The sequence below is a fragment of the Rhizobium sp. OAE497 genome (assembly GCF_040546565.1).
GTDB lineage: Bacteria > Pseudomonadota > Alphaproteobacteria > Rhizobiales > Rhizobiaceae > Rhizobium.
The window spans coordinates 122,488-139,583 of the sequence record NZ_JBEPOA010000003.1; the positions used below are offsets into that span (position 1 = coordinate 122,488).

Sequence of the window (17,096 nt, forward strand, 5' to 3'; positions counted from 1 at the left end):
CAGCGATGGCGCCTGACGGGATCCGCCTGTTGCCAACGAGCCAACCTCTATTTGACCGGTACTGACGGCGAAATCTCGCGATAGCCCCCAGGTTGTCGATAGCAGTTTTCGAAATGGACCCACCGTTTGACATGAGAAGGCTCCCAATTGAAGTTCTCTTTCTGTTCATGTGCGCATTCGAGTCATTGCTTTCAAGTGGCCGGTTATGGACGCGCATCGAACCACCGGCCGTGGAACCCTGTGAGCTCGCAAATGTTTGAGAGTACCGCGACATGCGCATGGCCGCCTCCTGCGTGAGCCTCGCTGCAGGTCGTCCAGACCAGAGCCCTCGGACCGCCACAGGACGAGCGCTTTGAAATCAACCGGCTGCGGCCTTGTGGAAAGGCCGCTTCCTGCATAGGTCAGTCAAATCGACTTCTCCTCGAAAGTGGCCAGAGCGAACAATGATCCTCACCCTTGACGCCGTTCGCAAATCATACCCATCCACTGAAGGGCCAATCGAGATCCTGAAAGGGATCAACCTTAGTGTATCGGCCCGTGAGAGCGTCGCTCTTACAGGAGAGTCTGGAAGCGGCAAAAGTACGCTCCTTCATCTGGCAGGCGGTCTCGATCGGGCAGACAGTGGCTCTGTTGTCATGGACGGCGACGATCTGAGCACATTCTCCGAGGACCAGCGGGCCCGATATCGAAGAACCAAGGTCGGCCTTGTATTTCAGCAGTTCAATCTCATTCCGTCCTTGACGGTCGCTGCAAATATATCCTTCCACGCGAAACTGGCGAAGCGACACGACAGCGTCTGGGAAAGGAAGCTGATCGAGGCCCTGGGATTGGAGCAGTACACTACCCGATACCCGGAACAGTTATCTGGAGGACAACAACAGCGCGTTGCGATAGGCCGAACCCTCGCTGCCAAGCCTCGGCTTATCCTTGCCGATGAACCGACCGGCAATCTGGACGAACAAACCGGTGACGCCGTACTTGATTTGATGCTTGATCTGGCGGGAAGCGCTGGATCGGCGCTGCTGCTTGTCACGCATTCGACCCGTTTAGCGGCTCGACTGGATCGTACCGTACTCCTTCGAGGCGGGAAGATTGCCGAATGAGCGTTCAAGCTTTCAGCGCCCTCCTGTCCCACTGGCGTCGGAAACCCTTGCAGCTCCTGACGCTGGTGATGGGTATCGCGCTCGCAACGGCACTGTGGTCCGGTGTGCAAGCGATCAATACCGAGGCAAGGGCAAGTTATGCTCGGGCGGCTTCGGTCTTAGAGCAGGGAGCGCTAGCGCAAATCGTGGCTAACGACGGCACCGGCATCTCCACGGAGATCTATGGGAAGATTCGGCGCTCAGGTCTCAAAGTCTCGCCGGTTATTGAAGGGATAGTGCGCCTTGAGACAGCCCGCATCCGGTTAATCGGCATAGACCCTTTGACCATGCCCCGAGATAGCCAAACGGTCGCCATTGAGAGCGGAAGCGAGCTCACGAGCTTCTTCGATCCGCGCGGGCAGCTTTTGGTGTCCAGCACCACAGCTGAACAGCTCCGTGGCAATACGGATATGAAAGTCCGGATTGACGCGAACGTGCCGGAGGGCGCAGCCTTCGTGGACATCGCTGTCGCAGATCGACTCTTGGACAAGCGCGGTCGGATCGATCGTCTCGTTGTTGCCCCGGAGCAAAGTCTAGCTGCCAGTTCCCTTGGCCAGTTCTCACCCGCGCTCGTTGTCCGCAGATCGGCGGAGCAACCGGATGTCGCGCGATTGACTGATAGTTTCCATCTGAACCTAACCGCTTTTGGTTTCTTGTCCTTTGTCGTCGGTCTTTTCATCGTCTACTCGGCAACAGGTCTTACGTTCGAGCAACGACGCGGCACATTTCGAACGTTGCGATCCCTTGGGATCTCTCTCCGTCAACTGACAGCGATGCTCGTTGTTGAGCTTTCGATGCTCGCTCTGGCATCTGGCGTGATCGGGGTCATACTGGGCTACGTGATTGCGTCGATTCTCATGCCGGGTGTCGCGGCCACCCTTCGAGGACTTTACGGGGCCAATGTCTCCGGGTCGCTCTCGATCCGCCCGGAGTGGTGGCTTGCTGGACTGGGTATAGCGCTTGCTGGGGCGGCGATTTCTTCCGCTCAAAGCCTCTACAGGGTCTGGAAGCTCCCAATTCTCGCCGCGGCGCAACCGCGAGCTTGGGCACGGGCGTCTGCGCGAGGACTGATGATCCAAGCAGGGGTTGGGGGGATACTTCTGTCACTTGCTGGCGCTTTAGCGCTGACCGCATCGGGCCTGGTGGCTGGTTTCGCGGTGTTAGGGTGCCTGTTGCTGGGCGCAGCACTCATGCTTCCGTCAGTTTTAGCAGCCGTATTGATCGGCATGCAGCGTTTGTCACGCAGCGCCATGACCGAATGGTTCTGGGCTGACACGCGTATTCAACTTCCCGGGTTGTCGCTGGCTTTGATGGCACTTTTGCTGGCGCTGTCGGCTAACATCGGCGTTGGCACCATGGTTTCCAGTTTCCGGCTGACGTTTACCGGGTGGCTCGATCAACGTCTCGCCGCCGAGCTTTACGTCACCGCCAAGGATGAAGACGAAGCGGCGAGGTTGCGGGCTTGGCTTCCCTCGCACTCGACCTCCGTCCTGCCAATCTGGAGCACTGAGGGCGATGTTGCAGGGGAGCAGATTCAGGTCTTTGGGGTCGCGGACGACCCGACCTACCACGAGCATTGGCCGCTGATCGCATCACAGGTTGGCGTCTGGGACACGATCGCAAAAGGTGAGGGTGCCCTCGTCAACGAGCAGATGTGGCGGGGCGGGGCGGCGAAATTAGGTGACGCACTAGCCATGCCCGGCGGCTGGAATGCAAAAGTCGTCGGAGTCTTCTCTGACTATGGAAACCCAAACGGGCAGGTCATCATCGGGATTGACGCTTTGACTGCTCATTACCCGCAGGTCGCCAAGCTCCGATATGGCGTGCGTGTTTCTCCTAATAAATCGGGTGATCTGAAGCGACAATTGATCGAGGACTTCGGCCTCCCGGAGACTGCTGTCGTAGATCAAGCCGCGTTGAAGAGGCAATCGCGAGCGATTTTCGACCAGACATTCAAGGTTACTGATGCGCTAAACTTCCTCACCTTGGCCGTAGCCGGTTTCGCCATGTTCTCCAGTCTCCTGACCCTTTCCGCAATCCGGCTTCCCCAACTTGCGCCCGTCTGGGCGATGGGGGTGCGTCGGCGTAATCTAGCTTTATATGAGGTCGCCCGAACGTTGGCGCTGTGGCTAGCTACGTTTATCGCGGCAATACCCGTCGGTCTTGTATTAGCGTGGGTGTTGCTGGCAATTGTGAATGTTGAAGCCTTTGGATGGCGGTTGCCGATGTACGTATTCCCCCTGGACTGGCTGTTGCTTGGTGCAATCGCCTTTCTTGCGGCGCTCGCTTCGGTGTTTCTTCCTGTCCGTCGCCTTGCGACGATAAATCCGGCCGATCTGCTTAGGATTTTTGCCAATGAGCGGTAGAGCAGCTGCTTTGATTTTGGTGGTCGCCGCCATGATGGGTTCAGCGGGAGAAACGCTAGGGCAAGGGTTCGCTGGATTAGGATCGGACGCCCAGGGCTTCGCTATTCCAGAGCGCGGCCATGAACTATCTTTTCCGAGAGATCATGGGGCGCATCCGGAGTATCGCATCGAATGGTGGTACGTCACTGCCAATCTCAAGGGGCAGGACGGCAAGCGATACGGAGCGCAGTGGACACTTTTCCGATCAGCACTCGCCCCGGAAAGCAAGGCTGGCTTCGCTGACCCTCAGATATGGATCGGACATGCCGCTGTCACGACGCCCGACCACCAATACGTCGCGGAGCGGCTCGGCCGTGGCGGCGTGGGCCAAGCGGGGGTCAAGGCTGCGCCCTTCCGCGCCTGGATAGACGAATGGACAATGTCCGCCGTCGACAATTCCAGCTCCGATCCTTTGGCAAACCTCTCACTAAAAGCCGCTGGGCCAGACTTTAATTACGCTTTGAACCTCAAGGCAAACGGTCCGCTTGTGCTCCAGGGCGACAACGGGTTCTCGGTGAAGTCGGCAAGCGGCCAGGCGAGCTACTACTATTCTCAGCCGTTCTATGAAGTCTCCGGAACAATAGAGGTGTCGGGGAAGCCTATCACAGTGAGTGGCAATGCGTGGCTTGACAGGGAGTGGTCCTCGCAACCGCTGGCTTCGAACCAGACGGGGTGGGATTGGTTCTCGCTGCACTTGGCGAGCGGCGAGAAGCTGATGGCTTTTCGTCTCCGCGATGACAAGAACGGGTTTATCTCGGCAAACTGGATCTCTCCTGATGGGCGCACATTGCCGCTGACCGGAGACCAAGTTCGTCTCACCCCACTGCGGACCGCGACGGTCGATGGGAAGCAGGTCCCGGTGTCCTGGCGGATTGAGGTCCCGTCGAAATCGCTTGATGTTCAAACTCAGCCGGTGAACGATCAATCTTGGATGGCTACGTCCACGCCGTACTGGGAAGGCCCTATCTTTTTTGAAGGCTATACCACAGGCGTAGGTTATCTCGAGATGACAGGGTACGAGTAGGCGGTCAGCGAGGTCCGTAACGGCCAGTGTCGAGCCAATAATGGCGATAGACCGGCGGATGCCCCCTGAGGGTACGTTGTGTTTTGGGAAACGGCTGCAGTAGGTCGGGTTCTCGATGCCCGGGGCGCGCCAGATAGTCGCGAGCTGTTCAAATCCGAGTGATCGCCGTATGCGACACTTGCAAAACAAACGATTGCGCGTAAATAGATTGTGCACAATAAAATAGGAGAGTGACCATGTTCAAAGAAGTTTTCACCGCAGCAGCATTGACCGTTGGCTTGGCGTTTGGTGCCCATGCTGCAGATAAGCCCACGGTGGTGCTAGTCCACGGAGCGTTTGCTGACGCCTCTAGCTGGAATGGAGTGATCACTCGGTTGGAGAAGGACGGGTATCCCGTTGTTGCAGTCGCCAATCCGTTGAGAAGCGTGAAGGGCGACGGCGATTACGTCCGCAAGGTACTGGCAGGCCTTAAGACCAACGTGGTTCTCGTAGGCCACTCATACGGTGGGTCGGTCATCAACGAGGCAGCCAAGGGCAGCTCAAACGTGAAGTCATTGGTCTTCGTCGCCGCATTTGCGCCTGACGTTGGCGAAACAGCACTCGCTCTTTCGGGGAAGTTCCCCGGTAGCACGCTGGCACCGACACTCGCAGAGCCCGTTTCCCTGGATGATGGATCGAAAGATCTCCACATCCAGCAGGATAAGTTTCACGACCAGTTTGCCGCTGATGTCTCGGCAAGTGAAGGTAAACTGATGGCTGCTACCCAGCGACCGATCGCCGACAAGGCACTCGGCGAGGCTTCGACTGTCGCAAGCTGGCAGACGGTCCCCTCCTGGTTTGTATACGGTGACGCGGACAAGAACATCCCACCTGAGGCGCTGGGCTGGATGGCAGAACGAGCTCACTCCAAAGAGACGGTCGTGGTGAAGGGCGCGTCCCATGTCGTAATGGTCTCCCACCCTGAGAAGGTAGCGAAAGTCATCGAAGACGCAGCCGCTGGTAAGTGATTGTTATTGGCGGCTGCTCAGGCAGCCGCTTTCAGCTCAACAGGATTTCTTCAACGGAGGCCGGCGGCCCGGGCTTTTGGGTTCGGCGCACGACTTGGGGAAACACTATAGCGCGGGTGGTCGGGGCAGGGCGTCACCCGTCGCGCCTCCCTACTTCGGAAATCCGTCCGTCGTAATGGACGTTACGGTGACGACAGTGCGCTCAAGGATGCGCTTGCTCCTGTCACGGTGCCTGGCACCTTCGAGACAGGCGAATGATCGATCCACCTTTATTGGGCGGATTCCGCCGAGCTGCGGCCGCTGGATGATCCACGGATTGCAATGGCGATCGAGGTTCTGGACCGGACGGGGAAAACGCCGGTGATAGCCCAGGAGGGACGAGATACCAGAAGGATACGCGATCCTGGCACGGCAAGGCTTGGACGGCCGCTCGAATTTAACGCTAGTTTCAATAATGGGTTGCGCATACCGTTGCCGAGGCCATAGCGAACGCATTGCCCAATGCTGAGCAGGTTGCTGATCGCTGGCATCTAATGGAAAATTCCAGTCGAGCCTTCCTCGATACAGTCAGCAAGACGATGCGACAGATCAGGCAGGCGGTCGGCAGCAATGTTGTTGCTCCCAAGCTTCTGACATACGCTGAAAAGCTGCAGTATGAAGGGTATCTACGCCGCCAGGAAACGAACGAGGCGGTTCGTGAGCTGTCGAAGAATGGAACATCAATTCGGCAGATTGTGCGGCAAACCGCCCATAGCCGAAAGCTCTTTCGCGTTTCAAGGGGGCAGCGTCTCGACGTATTCCGAACACGGCCCAGCTCTCTGGATCGCTGGCTGCCTTGGCTCACAACCGCTGAGAAGAAGGGGCACGTAACGCGCTTCGGCACTCTGGCGTGAACTGAAGACGAAGGGCTTTACGGGACAGAGTGGCGTCGTATCGAAATGGGCTCAACGCCGTCGTCTTGCGGAAAAGGCTAATCAGAGCGGGCTCGCCAGAACGCCATCGGCACGTGTCATCGCTCGGCTCATGACCACCGCGCGCGATGACCTTGCAAAGTCCGAAGCGATCCTCGTCGCGGCGATCGAAGTGAACGTCCCGGACCTTGTGGTTGCCCGCACGGTCATCGGGGACTTCCAGTCCATGATCCGCTCGAAGACTGCGCGTAAGCTGGACGAATGGCTGGAAGCTGCCAGGAGCAGCTTGGTCGGATCGTTTGCCGCGGGCATTGGAAAGGACCTCGATGCCGTCAGAAATGCAATTATCTCACCTCGGTCGAACGGCCAAACAGAAGGTCAGATCACACGCTTGATGCTCATCAAGCGCCAGATGTACGGAAGAGCAAAACTCGATCTGCTGCAGGCGCGGTTGATAGGCGCGTCGTAGGGGCTGCACATCAGCAAAAGTGCGTCAGAGCCAACTCTCAGCGCAAATCGACAGCGGCGGGGTATCTGTAAGGGTGCGGGATCGTCATGTCGGTCTCCTGATGTCTTCAGGAGTTTTTGGGAGCCGCCTGCAAGAAAGAAGCGCTGGTTCGGTTCGAAGAGGTCGACAGGTGCCGTTTTTGAGCTAGGGCTTATATCCTATAATTGTAGCGCGTCCTTGAGCCGTACACAAAGTTCCATAAGATAGATTATGCGATCTTTGGATGTAGCCACAAAGTTAGAATGTCCTGTTTCTGCAAAGTTGGAATGTCACACTCCCCGGGTCTGAAGGATGCGTGGGAGATTGCAGATGGGATTGATAGCGATGAGCGAGCGCGATCTGCAGCGGATTGAGATTTATCGAAGGTGGCCGCTGGCCGGATGACTACGGTGTCAGCGGCACACGTTCTTGCCGTGAGTGAGCGCCAGGTGCGTCGGCTTTTGGAGCGGATGCGAACTGGCGGCGCGGCGTCGATCCGACACAAGGCGATCGGCCGACCATCGAACAATCGGATCAGCGACGGGGTTCGCGATTATGCGGTGACGCTGATTCGCGAACGTTATGCGGATTTCGGCCCGACGTTGGCGACGGAGAAGTTGGCTGAGCGCGATGGCTTGCGGGTGTCACGCGAGACGGTGCGCGGTTGGATGTCCGAGGCCGGACTGTGGCTGTCGCGCAAGCAGCGCCGGACGTTTCACCAGCCGCGGCTTCGACGCGAGGCTTATGGCGAGTTGGTGCAGATCGACGGATCGGAGCATCGCTGGTTCGAGGATCGCGGGCCGCCTTGCTCGCTGCTGGTGTTTGTCGACGATGCGACCGGCAGGCTGATGCAGCTGCGTTTCGTGCGCTCGGAAAGTGCCTTCACCTACTTCGAGGCGCTGGAACTCTATCTCCACCGTCACGGCGCGCCGATTGCCTTTTATTCGGACAAGCATTCGGTGTTCCGGGTGGCGAAGAAGGATGCCAAAGGTGGCCAGGGCATGACCCAGTTCGGGCGTGCACTTTGCGAGTTAAACATCGAGATTCTATGCGCAAATTCGAGCCAGGCCAAGGGTCGTGTCGAACGCATGAACCGGACGCTGCAGGACCGCCTGGTCAAGGAGCTCAGGCTTTGCGGCATCGACAGCATGGAGGCCGGCAACGCGTTTTTGCCGGACTTCATGGAGGACTACAATGCGCGTTTTGCGGTTACCCCTGCCCGGTCTGATGATCTGCATCGGCCGCTGAATCTGGCGCCAGATCGGTTGACGGAGATCCTGTGCAAACGCGAGCAGCGCTATGTTGGATCGCAGCTGACGTTTTCGTTCGAGCGCCAGCGGATCATGCTGGAGGAGACCGATGTGACGCGTGGGCTGGTGGGGCGCTATGTCGAGACCTATGCCTATGCCGACGGTCGTCTGGATGTGCGGTGGAAAGGCTACTCCCTGCCCTACACGGTGTTCGACAAGGACCAGCGGGTGACGCATGCCGCGATCACCGAGAACAAGCGGTTGGGTGATGTTCTGGCCTATATCAAGGAGCGCCAGGAGCAGCAGGACAAGCCGAAGGTGAAGAGCAGCAGTGACAAGAATGGCTACGTCAAACGGGCTCGCGGACCTGGCCGGCGGAAGGATTTCATGAACGATCCGGCAGTGATCGCACGGCGCCAGAAAGCACTGTCGCGACAGCAGGCTGCGGAGTGAGGCGTGTCAAAGCTAAAGCCGAAGAGGTGTATTTACCACCCGCCCCGATCTGATCTTGCAACCGGGATCAACCGCTCAGATCGGGGCTGACCGTTGTGCCGTGTGATGACCACGCGGACATTTCTACCTTGCAAACCGCCGGACATTCCAACTCTCCCGCCACATTGGATGTAGCCAGGGTGGGTTCAAGAATGAAGTGCGACTTGCGAATGATACCAATGGGTTGTCACTCGCAAGGAAGCTGCAATGAAACGCACCTACTCCCACATCGACATGGATGAACGACGCAAGATCGCCCGCTGGCGCATGGCGGGCCTGACTGTTGGCGTCATCGCCGAGAAGCTTGGGCGCCATCGCTCGACGATTTTCCGTGAAATCCGGCGTAACATGTTCATCGATGAAGTCGTCCCGGATCTGAACGGCTATTACTGTGTTACGGCGCATGGCATGGCGTGCGAACGGCGCGCTAAATTGCGGAAGCTATCGCGCTTTTCTAATGTCAGGCAGTCCGTCATCGACCGGATCATGCATGGCTGGTCGCCGCAGCAGATCGCCGGCCGAATGCGGCTAGAGCGACATCCTGTCTCGGTGAGCCACGAAACGATCTACAAGTTCGCGTATTCCGCCGATGGTCAGTCGATAAAGTTGTGGCGACATTTGCCCGAACACCGGGCCCGGCGTAGACCGCGTCACGCCAGACGCAAACACGGTCAACGGTTTAGCCCGGAGCTCAACATTCTGCGCCGCCCCGACGCGGTTGCTGATCGAAAGCAATTCGGGCACTGGGAATGCGATCTCATTCAGTTCCGCAAGAAGTTCGGGAAAGCCAATGTGACGTCGCTTGTCGAGCGAGTGAGCCGCTTTGCGATCTTCCTGCGTAACAATGATCGGCAATCCCGGCCGGTCATGGACGGCCTCGTCCAGGCACTGCGAGCCCTGCCCCATCTCGCACGTCGCTCCATCACTTTTGATCGCGGCACGGAGTTCACCGACTGGCCTTACCTCCAGGCGAGCATAGGTACCCAAACCTGGTTCTGCGATCCACAATCGCCATGGCAAAAAGGTACGGTCGAAAATACTAACAGACGAGCCCGCAAATGGCTACCGAGGGAGGTCGATCCGCTCTCCGTCAGCGATGCCGACCTGATCGAGATCTGCAATCGGCTGAACACTACGCCACGCAAATGCCTTGGCTATCGAACGCCAGCAGAGGTCTTTCGAAAGAAACTGCTCGCGCAGATTCGTTATGCTGGTTAGTTTGGACCAGCCCGCAAGTCGCGGTTCAGCATGAACTCACGCGGCTATTTAGTAATGCGACAGTTGGGCCAGTTAGAGATGCGACAGTCTCGCCTCTCGACGCACTGGTCAAAGCCAACGTTGGGAGCAAGGATGACGACTATCAGCCTGGTCGAGACCATGAGCGGTTGGAGTCGTCATGTCCTTTATGATCACCATGTCGCAGAAAGAATTGCATCGCCTTGAGCTTATCCAGAAGATCCGTGACGAACGCCTGACCGTTGTCCAGGCTGCCGAACGGCTCGACCTCAGTCGAAGCCAGGTCCATCGGCTGCTGCAGGCCTATTACCGGGATGGTCCGGCCGGTATGGTCGAAATATGGCTATACCTCCGCTTGGCGGCCCTAGGCTATTGCTATCCCACGAACCGTTATCGTCTGCCAAGCAAGCGCCGATTCCAAGGGCAGTTGGACATGGCGAAGCTATTGGCCAATGCGATTCGCAGCAACACCGTCAACAAATTGAAAGGGAATTTCTACGACATGGATTATCACAGAATTAGGCAGCAACTGCCACCTGTCTCTGTGGCGGTAAACTCTCGGATCAGCGTGTATTCGTATGATTCAGAACGTCACAGACCATGCCGGCGCGGCACCTAGGAGTCGATGGGTTTTGTTGTGATAGGTTCAGGCTGGTGAACTCGGACTGATAATTTGCGCTTTTCACCACAAACATAGATACTTGATGAGTATCCGGGATACGCCTATATTGTCCGCATGTAGGAGTTGTAACCATGTCTGCAAAAGAACGCATCAAGAAGTACCGGGAGACTGGAGGAGCGTCTGATCTCGTGAGGGTGGAGGTTCTCGTTCCCAAAGCACGTAGAGATGAGATCGTGAGTGCAGCGGCTGAATTGCGCTCTGCGCATCGGGATGAAAAGAGTCGTCTTGCGGAATTTATCAGGATTGCGACCGAGAGGTATGGGCTAAGAGTTTTCGATAACATCGACATCGAAAAGCTGAATGATTTACCGCAGAAGGTGCGAGTTGTCGCCAATGCCCTTATGGAGCGCGGCGATGCGAGGGCTTATGCGATGGGACGAAGAATGGTCGTTCAGCTAGGAGACGGGCGCTGATGGCACTAACGCTGATCCAGAAAGAAATCATGGCCTCCATCGCCGGAAACAGGTCTGACACCAGTTACGTTGCTGGCGGCTTGGTTTTGAACATGGATTGGCCACGGATGTCCGATGACATTGACATCTTTCATGATACCGACGAGGAAATTGGTGTCTCGGCGGATACTGATATCGCGAAATTAGAGGCTGACGGTTTCAAAGTATCGATTGAAGTCAACGTTTACGGTTGCGTTGAGGCAAGTGTAATTCGCGACGGAGAACGCACCCTTGTTCAATGGATGAGCGAGACCCGGACACGCTTCTTCCCACTGGTCAGGGATGATGAGTGGGGATCGCGCCTACACCCGTCCGATCTTGCAGTGAACAAGGTGATTGCCGCGTCTACGCGGACGAAGGCTCGGGACTATGTCGATCTGCTGATGATCGAAAACCACATGTGCCCGTTGGGGCCAGTAATTATGGCCGCAGCAGGTAAGCCTCCCTACTTCTCGCCACTGCGTATCGTTGATGAGATTCGTCGTAAAGCGTTGTCCGTCACGAATGAGGACTACACGACGGTTCGCGGCCTACCTTCTGATTGGACTGCCGCAATGATCCGCGACGAGCTTATTATTGCTCTTGATCACGCAGAGAACTACCTGCGCAATGCGCCCCCAGAACTCGTAGGGATTTTGGCCATAGACATTTCCGGCGTTCCGTTGGAGGTCTATGACCTTAGCGCCCCTGGGGTCGGGTATCGAAAAGCGACTTCCGAGCCTGAAGTGATACCAGATTTGCCTGAAGCGGGCAGTCGCTGGGGGAATCTAGCCTAACCTAGCGCACGAGTGGGCAGGGTGTTCTCCTCAGAAGCATGCCGCGAACGAGTGGTGACAGCGCGGCGACATTGACGTCACCCTGCAGTTTGATTTCCGGAAGCATCGTGCAGCTTTGATCCCTACCCGCACAATTCAGATAGAAGCGAGTATCAGCCGGAGACGGAACAATTGCTACTGAGAAAGCTCACATGAGGATTTCGCCGTCAAGTTCAATCATAGTTTCATAGCTTGCCCCTTCGATTTTGTATCGAACCCATGGTCTGAGCCAACTTGGGCGTCAAATCAAGAAGTTCCACGCACTACGGCGCGAGGCACTCGCCGCAGATGCCGCAACCGTCGTCATCGAGAAAGGATCGCGAGCGCCCACAACAGAGACAGGCAAAAGCGCCGTCGCGAACAATGTCGTCGCTCGCCGTAGGCGGAGTAGCCGGTGGCCTCGACCGTGGCGCCGGCCGCATCGGTAAGGGCAACGATGAGGCCGAGGAGATCAGGCGGTGTTTATTGCCAATGAGTGACCCGCTTGGCTGATATCTCCATTGAGAATCAACTCTGGATCGAACTCACTAACAGGCCGATGACATCAATGATCGAATCCCTACGTGAATGTATTTCACAGTTTTGACGAAAGGTGATAGGTTTTCGCTAACGGTGACGGCTTCTCGCAACGGGGGCTAGATCCGGTGACCCAATTTCGCGAGATGACCTATGGGTGAATGGCCTGCGCAGGGCGTGATTGACTTTCACGGAAGAACCCTGCCTGAGCGAGGCGAGCCGGCAGGATATGCCGCGATCATTGCAGCATTTGACCTAGTCATACCCCCGCCGTCGCGGATGGCCGCGATCTCGGAGCGGCACCACCCGAGATCGACCGAAGCGTGGCTCATGCTCACGCCTCGCCATCGTCCAGAGCCGTCCCTTGTCTCTCATCTGGTCTTTGCCTTCAAATATGAAGGCATCGACCTGCAGGTATTAGCTGCACTTTTTCGAGCAGTTCACCCTGAGGCGATCGAGGCGATTATCCGGATGACTCCAACCGGCGCCTTCGCACGACGGATCTGGTTTCTGTACGAATGGCTGACGGGCAACCAGCTCGATGTTCCAGATCCCGGCAAAGTGCGCATGGTCCCGGTTCTCAACGCGGATCAGCAGTATGGTCTCGCGGAGGGCGATCCCTCGCCTCGGCACAAGGTCTTGAACAACCTTCCCGGCACTGCAAATTTCTGTCCGCTCGTTCGAAAAACAGAGTCTCTTGTTGCGTTCTCGCAGAAGGCACTTGGCGCGAGGGCGCGCGAGGCGATGGGCCGGATCCGCCCCGATCTGATAGCGCGCGCCGCAGCATTCATCCTGCTCAACGATTCAAAGTCCTCATTTGCTATTGAAGGTGAGAAGCCGTCAGGGCAAAGAGCGGCGCGTTGGGGGCAGGCCATTTCGCAGGCGGGCGTGAGACCGCTCAGTGTCGAGGAGCTCGATCGTCTTCAGCGGATCGTCATCGGCGATGCTCGTTTCGTGCGTCTCGGGCTCCGAGATGAGGGCGGTTTCATCGGGGTTCATGACCGTGACACGAGCATGCCCATTCCCGATCACATCAGCGCCCGACATGAGGACCTCGGAAGCTTGATTAGCGGTCTCATCGCCTATTCCGATCGCGCGACACGAGGAGCGATGGATCCTGTCGTGGCTGCAGCTTGCCTGGCGTTTGGCTTCGTCTACATCCATCCGTATGTCGATGGCAACGGCCGCCTTCATCGCTGGCTGATTCATCATGCTCTCGCGACAGCATCCTATAGCCCGCCTGGTCTCGTGTTTCCCGTCAGCGCGGCAATCCTGCGAAACATAGACCAGTATAGGGCTGTGCTGGAATCCCGGTCTGCGCCTTTGTTGCCTTACATCGAATGGCGACCCACTGCTGCTGGCAACGTCGAAGTGCTGAACGACACCTCTTCGTTCTACCGGTATTTCGACGCGACAGAGCATGCCGCCTTCCTTTACGGCTGCGTAGAACAGACCGTGGAACATGATTTGCCCGAGGAAGTCCGTTTCCTCCAAGCCTTCGATCTTTTCGCGGCCGGTGTTCAGCAGGTCGTCGACATGCCTATGGCCCAAGCCGAGTTGCTGCACAAATTTCTTGACCAGAATGGGGGTCGCTTGTCGCAGAGGGCCCGCACAAGGGAATTCGCTGCACTCAACGATACGGAGGTCGAGCAGATCGAGGCGCTTTACGCCGGCTCATTCGATCAACCTGCCCAATGATGGCTCAAATGCATGGAGCCAGCTGGCGACCCAATCAAGCCGATCTGGGCTCTTTCCATCGATCTGCGCAGGATTTCGCGATCGTGTCCCGCCGCGTGGTGTAGCTGGTTGATAGCGAAGCCGCTCGCGAGCGCACTCTCCAATGTGCCGTAGGGAGCGGGCGGCGTAGCGGTAGTCACCAGTGATTTCCGGTAGGGTCGGGTTGCTTAGAGCCAACCTGAGGGACACCACCGATGACCGACGACATGATGAACCTGCGCTCGCTCGTTGAGAAGAGTGCTGATGCTGACCTGCCACTGAAGTTTCATCCGGCTGCGATTAGAGCCTCGGCGGTTTTTGATACGCCAAATGGCGGTGTGTTAGCAACCGGCGGAAACGCGAAGCTTCCATATTGCGTAGCGTTGGAGCCGGTTGCGGCGATGATCCCGGCATAGTCCGCCGGGGTTTGGTATCCGAGCGATGAGTGCGGCCGGAAATTGTTATAATCGTCGGCCCATTCTGCGATGGCGCTGCGGGCATGATCGAGCCCGAAGAACAGGCTCTCGTTGAGCAGCTCGTCGCGCATGCGGCCGTTGAAGCTCTCGACATAGCCATTTTGCATCGGTCTTCCCGGCGCGATGTAGTGCCACTCGACCTTGTGATCCTTCGACCAAGCAAGGATGGCATTCGAGGTCAGTTCGGTCCCGTTGTCTGAGACAATCATGCCAGGCTTACCTCGTCGCTCGATAAGCGTCGTCAGTTCTCGCGCGACACGGCGACCTGATATCGATGTGTCCGGGATCGCCGCCAGGCATTCGCGCGTGACATCGTCGACTACATTGAGGATGCGGAAGCGCCTGCCGCAGGCGAATTGATCGTGGACGAAATCCAGAGACCAGCGGGCATTGGCCTTTGCTTCGACGAGGATCGGCGCACGCGTGCCGACGGCACGCCGCCTGGCTTTCCGTTTGCGCACGGAAAGACCTTCCTCGCGATAGAGCCGATAGATGCGATTGACCCCGGAAGGCTCTCCGTCTCGCCGGAGCAGAATGAACAGCCGTCGGTAGCCGAACCGTCGTCGCTCGTTGGCTAGATCGCGCAGCTTCGCTCGCAACTCGACCTCAGGCGGCCGAGAGGATCGATAACGGATCGTCTTTCGATCTGCGGATATGATCTGGCAGGCCCGCCGTTCCGAAAGACCCATGATGGCCTTCAGGTGCGCGACAGCGTCACGCTTGGCGGCAGGCCCTACCATTTTTTTGAAAGAAGCTCGCGGAGTGCGGCTGTATCCAGCATCTGTTCGGCAAGCAGCTTCTTCAGCTTGGCATTCTCGTCCTCCAGAGCCTTGAGACGCTTGGCCTCAGACACTTCCATGCCGCCATATTTGGCTTTCCAGTTATAAAAGGTCGCCTCGGAAATCCCGTGCCTACGGCAAAGATCAGCCGCTTTCGCTCCGGCTTCCTGCTCCTTCAACACTGCAATGATCTGCTCTTCCGTAAATCGCTGCTTCTTCATAAGTCCGTCCTCAATGGGCCGAACTCTAATCCATTCTGGAGGAAATTCTCAGTGGCAGGTCAATGCCGATTTGCTGCGCGAGATGATCGGCTTTGCTGCCGAGAAGCTGATGGCGCTGGAGGTCGGGACGAAGACCGGCGCGGGCTACGGCGAGAAGAACGGCTTCCGACTTGCCCAGCGCAACGGCTACCGCGATCGAGACTGGGAGACACGTGCAGGAACCCTCGAGCTGCGCATTCCCAAGCTTCGTACAGGCAGCTACTTCCCGAGTTTCCTGGAGCCGCGCCGGATGGCTGAGAAGGCCCTGACTGCGGTCATTCAGGAGGCTTACATCCAAGGCGTTTCGACCCGATCCGTCGATGATCTCGTCAAGGCCATGGGCATGAGCGGCATCTCCAAAAGCCAGGTATCCCGGCTCTGCGAGGAGATCGACGAGAAGGTGAAGGCCTTCCTCGACCGTCCCATCGAGGGCGAGTGGCCATACCTCTGGATCGATGCCACCTACCTGAAGGTTCGTCGCGGCGGTCGTATCGTCTCTGTCGCGGTCATCATCGCCGTAGGCGTCAACACTGATGGTCGGCGCGAGGTGCTCGGCATGGAGATTGGCACTTCCGAGGCCGAGGCGATCTGGACCGAGTTTCTGCGAAAGCTGACCAGACGGGGCCTGCGCGGCGTCAAGCTCGTCGTTTCCGATGCGCATGAGGGCATCAAGGCCGCCGTATCGAAGGTGCTCTCCGCCACCTGGCAGAGGTGCAGAGTTCACTTCATGCGCAATGCGCTGGCCCATGCGGGAAAGAGCGGAAGGCGTGTCGTCTCCGCCTTCATCGCCACGGCCTTCGCCCAGGACACCCCGGACGCGGCAAGCACCCAATGGCGCAATGTAGCAGACCAGATCAGGCCGAAGGTGCCGAAACTCGCCACGCTGATGGATAGTGCCGAACAGGATGTGCTAGCCTACATGACCTTTCCCAAGCAGCACTGGGCAAAGCTTCATTCGACAAATCCAATCGAACGTCTCAACGGCGAGATCAAGCGACGCACTGAGGTCGTCGGTATCTTCCCCAACGACGACGCCATCGTCAGGCTGGTCGGCGCATTGCTGCTGGAGCAGAATGACGAGTGGGCCGTTCAGCGATCCCGCTACATGACACTTGAGACAATCGCCACGATGAGCGATGATCCGCTCATCAGCCTGCCTGCCGCAAGCTGAATAATTCCCGGTTCTGTCCGGAAGGCACGGCGACCGCCGAAGCTACACCAATCCATGGGACACGATCGATTTCGCACACTATCGCCATCAGATTCAGTATTGCCATCGCTCTTTGCGCTAGCGGTAGCATCGTCGCTCGAGCTTGCATCCCCGCCATCATCGACAACTGCTTAGTTCTTTGAAACGGGTTCGCCATCTCTGCGAGAGCACGCTGCCGCAGATCTGCGTTCTCGATAAATGTTCACATAGATAGCGACATCAAGCGTGACTCCGGC

The 17,096-nt window shown here is 57.6% G+C and carries 12 protein-coding genes and 2 pseudogenes; 13 read left to right on the forward strand and 1 reads right to left on the reverse strand.

Annotation, left to right across the window (positions count from 1 at the left end; genetic code table 11):
* Window positions 1–443 precede the first annotated feature (443 nt).
* The 12 genes and pseudogenes from ABIE40_RS27030 to ABIE40_RS27085 all read left to right on the forward strand — a co-directional run bounded on the left by ABIE40_RS27030 (window position 444) and on the right by ABIE40_RS27085 (window position 14,117).
* Window positions 444–1,103, forward strand: coding sequence for an ABC transporter ATP-binding protein (locus tag ABIE40_RS27030; protein ID WP_112716129.1), 660 nt, complete (start codon window positions 444–446; stop codon window positions 1,101–1,103).
* The gene (locus ABIE40_RS27035; protein WP_199629665.1) at window positions 1,100–3,508 is read left to right on the forward strand and encodes an ABC transporter permease; all 2,409 of its coding nucleotides are present in this window, start codon (window positions 1,100–1,102) and stop codon (window positions 3,506–3,508) included. The genes ABIE40_RS27030 and ABIE40_RS27035 overlap by 4 nt, the downstream gene beginning before the upstream one ends.
* Window positions 3,498–4,571, forward strand: coding sequence for a lipocalin-like domain-containing protein (locus ABIE40_RS27040; protein ID WP_130279502.1), 1,074 nt, complete (start codon window positions 3,498–3,500; stop codon window positions 4,569–4,571). Before ABIE40_RS27035 ends, ABIE40_RS27040 begins: the two co-directional genes overlap by 11 nt.
* Window positions 4,572–4,807: 236 nt before the next feature.
* On the forward strand, window positions 4,808–5,578 hold the full coding sequence (locus ABIE40_RS27045; RefSeq protein WP_199629664.1) for an alpha/beta fold hydrolase: 771 nt from the start codon (window positions 4,808–4,810) through the stop codon (window positions 5,576–5,578).
* A 494-nt stretch (window positions 5,579–6,072) separates the two neighbouring features.
* Window positions 6,073–6,471 (forward strand): hypothetical protein, encoded by a 399-nt coding sequence (locus ABIE40_RS27050; RefSeq protein WP_165402641.1) that lies wholly within the window; start codon window positions 6,073–6,075, stop codon window positions 6,469–6,471.
* Between the two features lies 1 nt (window position 6,472).
* Window positions 6,473–6,958, forward strand: coding sequence for a transposase (locus ABIE40_RS27055; protein ID WP_130279499.1), 486 nt, complete (start codon window positions 6,473–6,475; stop codon window positions 6,956–6,958).
* Between the two features lie 348 nt (window positions 6,959–7,306).
* A pseudogene (locus ABIE40_RS27060) lies at window positions 7,307–8,679 on the forward strand (ISNCY family transposase).
* 246 nt (window positions 8,680–8,925) lie between these two features.
* Window positions 8,926–9,936 carry an IS30 family transposase gene (locus tag ABIE40_RS27065; protein WP_199630035.1) on the forward strand — a complete coding sequence of 337 codons (1,011 nt, stop codon included), beginning with the start codon at window positions 8,926–8,928 and terminating at the stop codon, window positions 9,934–9,936.
* 178 nt (window positions 9,937–10,114) lie between these two features.
* Window positions 10,115–10,288, forward strand: a pseudogene (locus tag ABIE40_RS27070) (helix-turn-helix domain-containing protein); the annotation flags it as partial.
* A gap of 419 nt (window positions 10,289–10,707) precedes the next feature.
* Entirely contained in the window at window positions 10,708–11,049 is a 342-nt protein-coding gene (locus ABIE40_RS27075) for a hypothetical protein (protein WP_025555477.1), read from the forward strand.
* Window positions 11,049–11,864 carry a nucleotidyl transferase AbiEii/AbiGii toxin family protein gene (locus ABIE40_RS27080; protein WP_199630036.1) on the forward strand — a complete coding sequence of 272 codons (816 nt, stop codon included), beginning with the start codon at window positions 11,049–11,051 and terminating at the stop codon, window positions 11,862–11,864. The genes ABIE40_RS27075 and ABIE40_RS27080 overlap by 1 nt, the downstream gene beginning before the upstream one ends.
* 708 nt (window positions 11,865–12,572) lie before the next feature.
* Window positions 12,573–14,117, forward strand: coding sequence for a Fic family protein (locus ABIE40_RS27085; RefSeq protein WP_199630037.1), 1,545 nt, complete (start codon window positions 12,573–12,575; stop codon window positions 14,115–14,117).
* Window positions 14,118–14,421: 304 nt separating this feature from the next.
* On the opposite strand, the gene ABIE40_RS27090 is transcribed toward ABIE40_RS27085, so the two are convergent.
* A protein-coding gene (locus ABIE40_RS27090; RefSeq protein WP_199630049.1) for an IS3 family transposase occupies window positions 14,422–15,611 on the reverse strand; the annotation gives its coding sequence in 2 pieces (ribosomal slippage) (window positions 14,422–15,359 and window positions 15,359–15,611; 1,191 coding nt in all).
* Window positions 15,612–15,624: 13 nt separating this feature from the next.
* On the opposite strand from ABIE40_RS27090, the gene ABIE40_RS27095 reads away from it, so the two are divergent.
* Window positions 15,625–16,821: an IS256 family transposase gene (locus tag ABIE40_RS27095; RefSeq protein ID WP_199629973.1), complete on the forward strand. Its 1,197-nt coding sequence runs from the start codon at window positions 15,625–15,627 to the stop codon at window positions 16,819–16,821.
* Window positions 16,822–17,096: the final 275 nt, after the last annotated feature.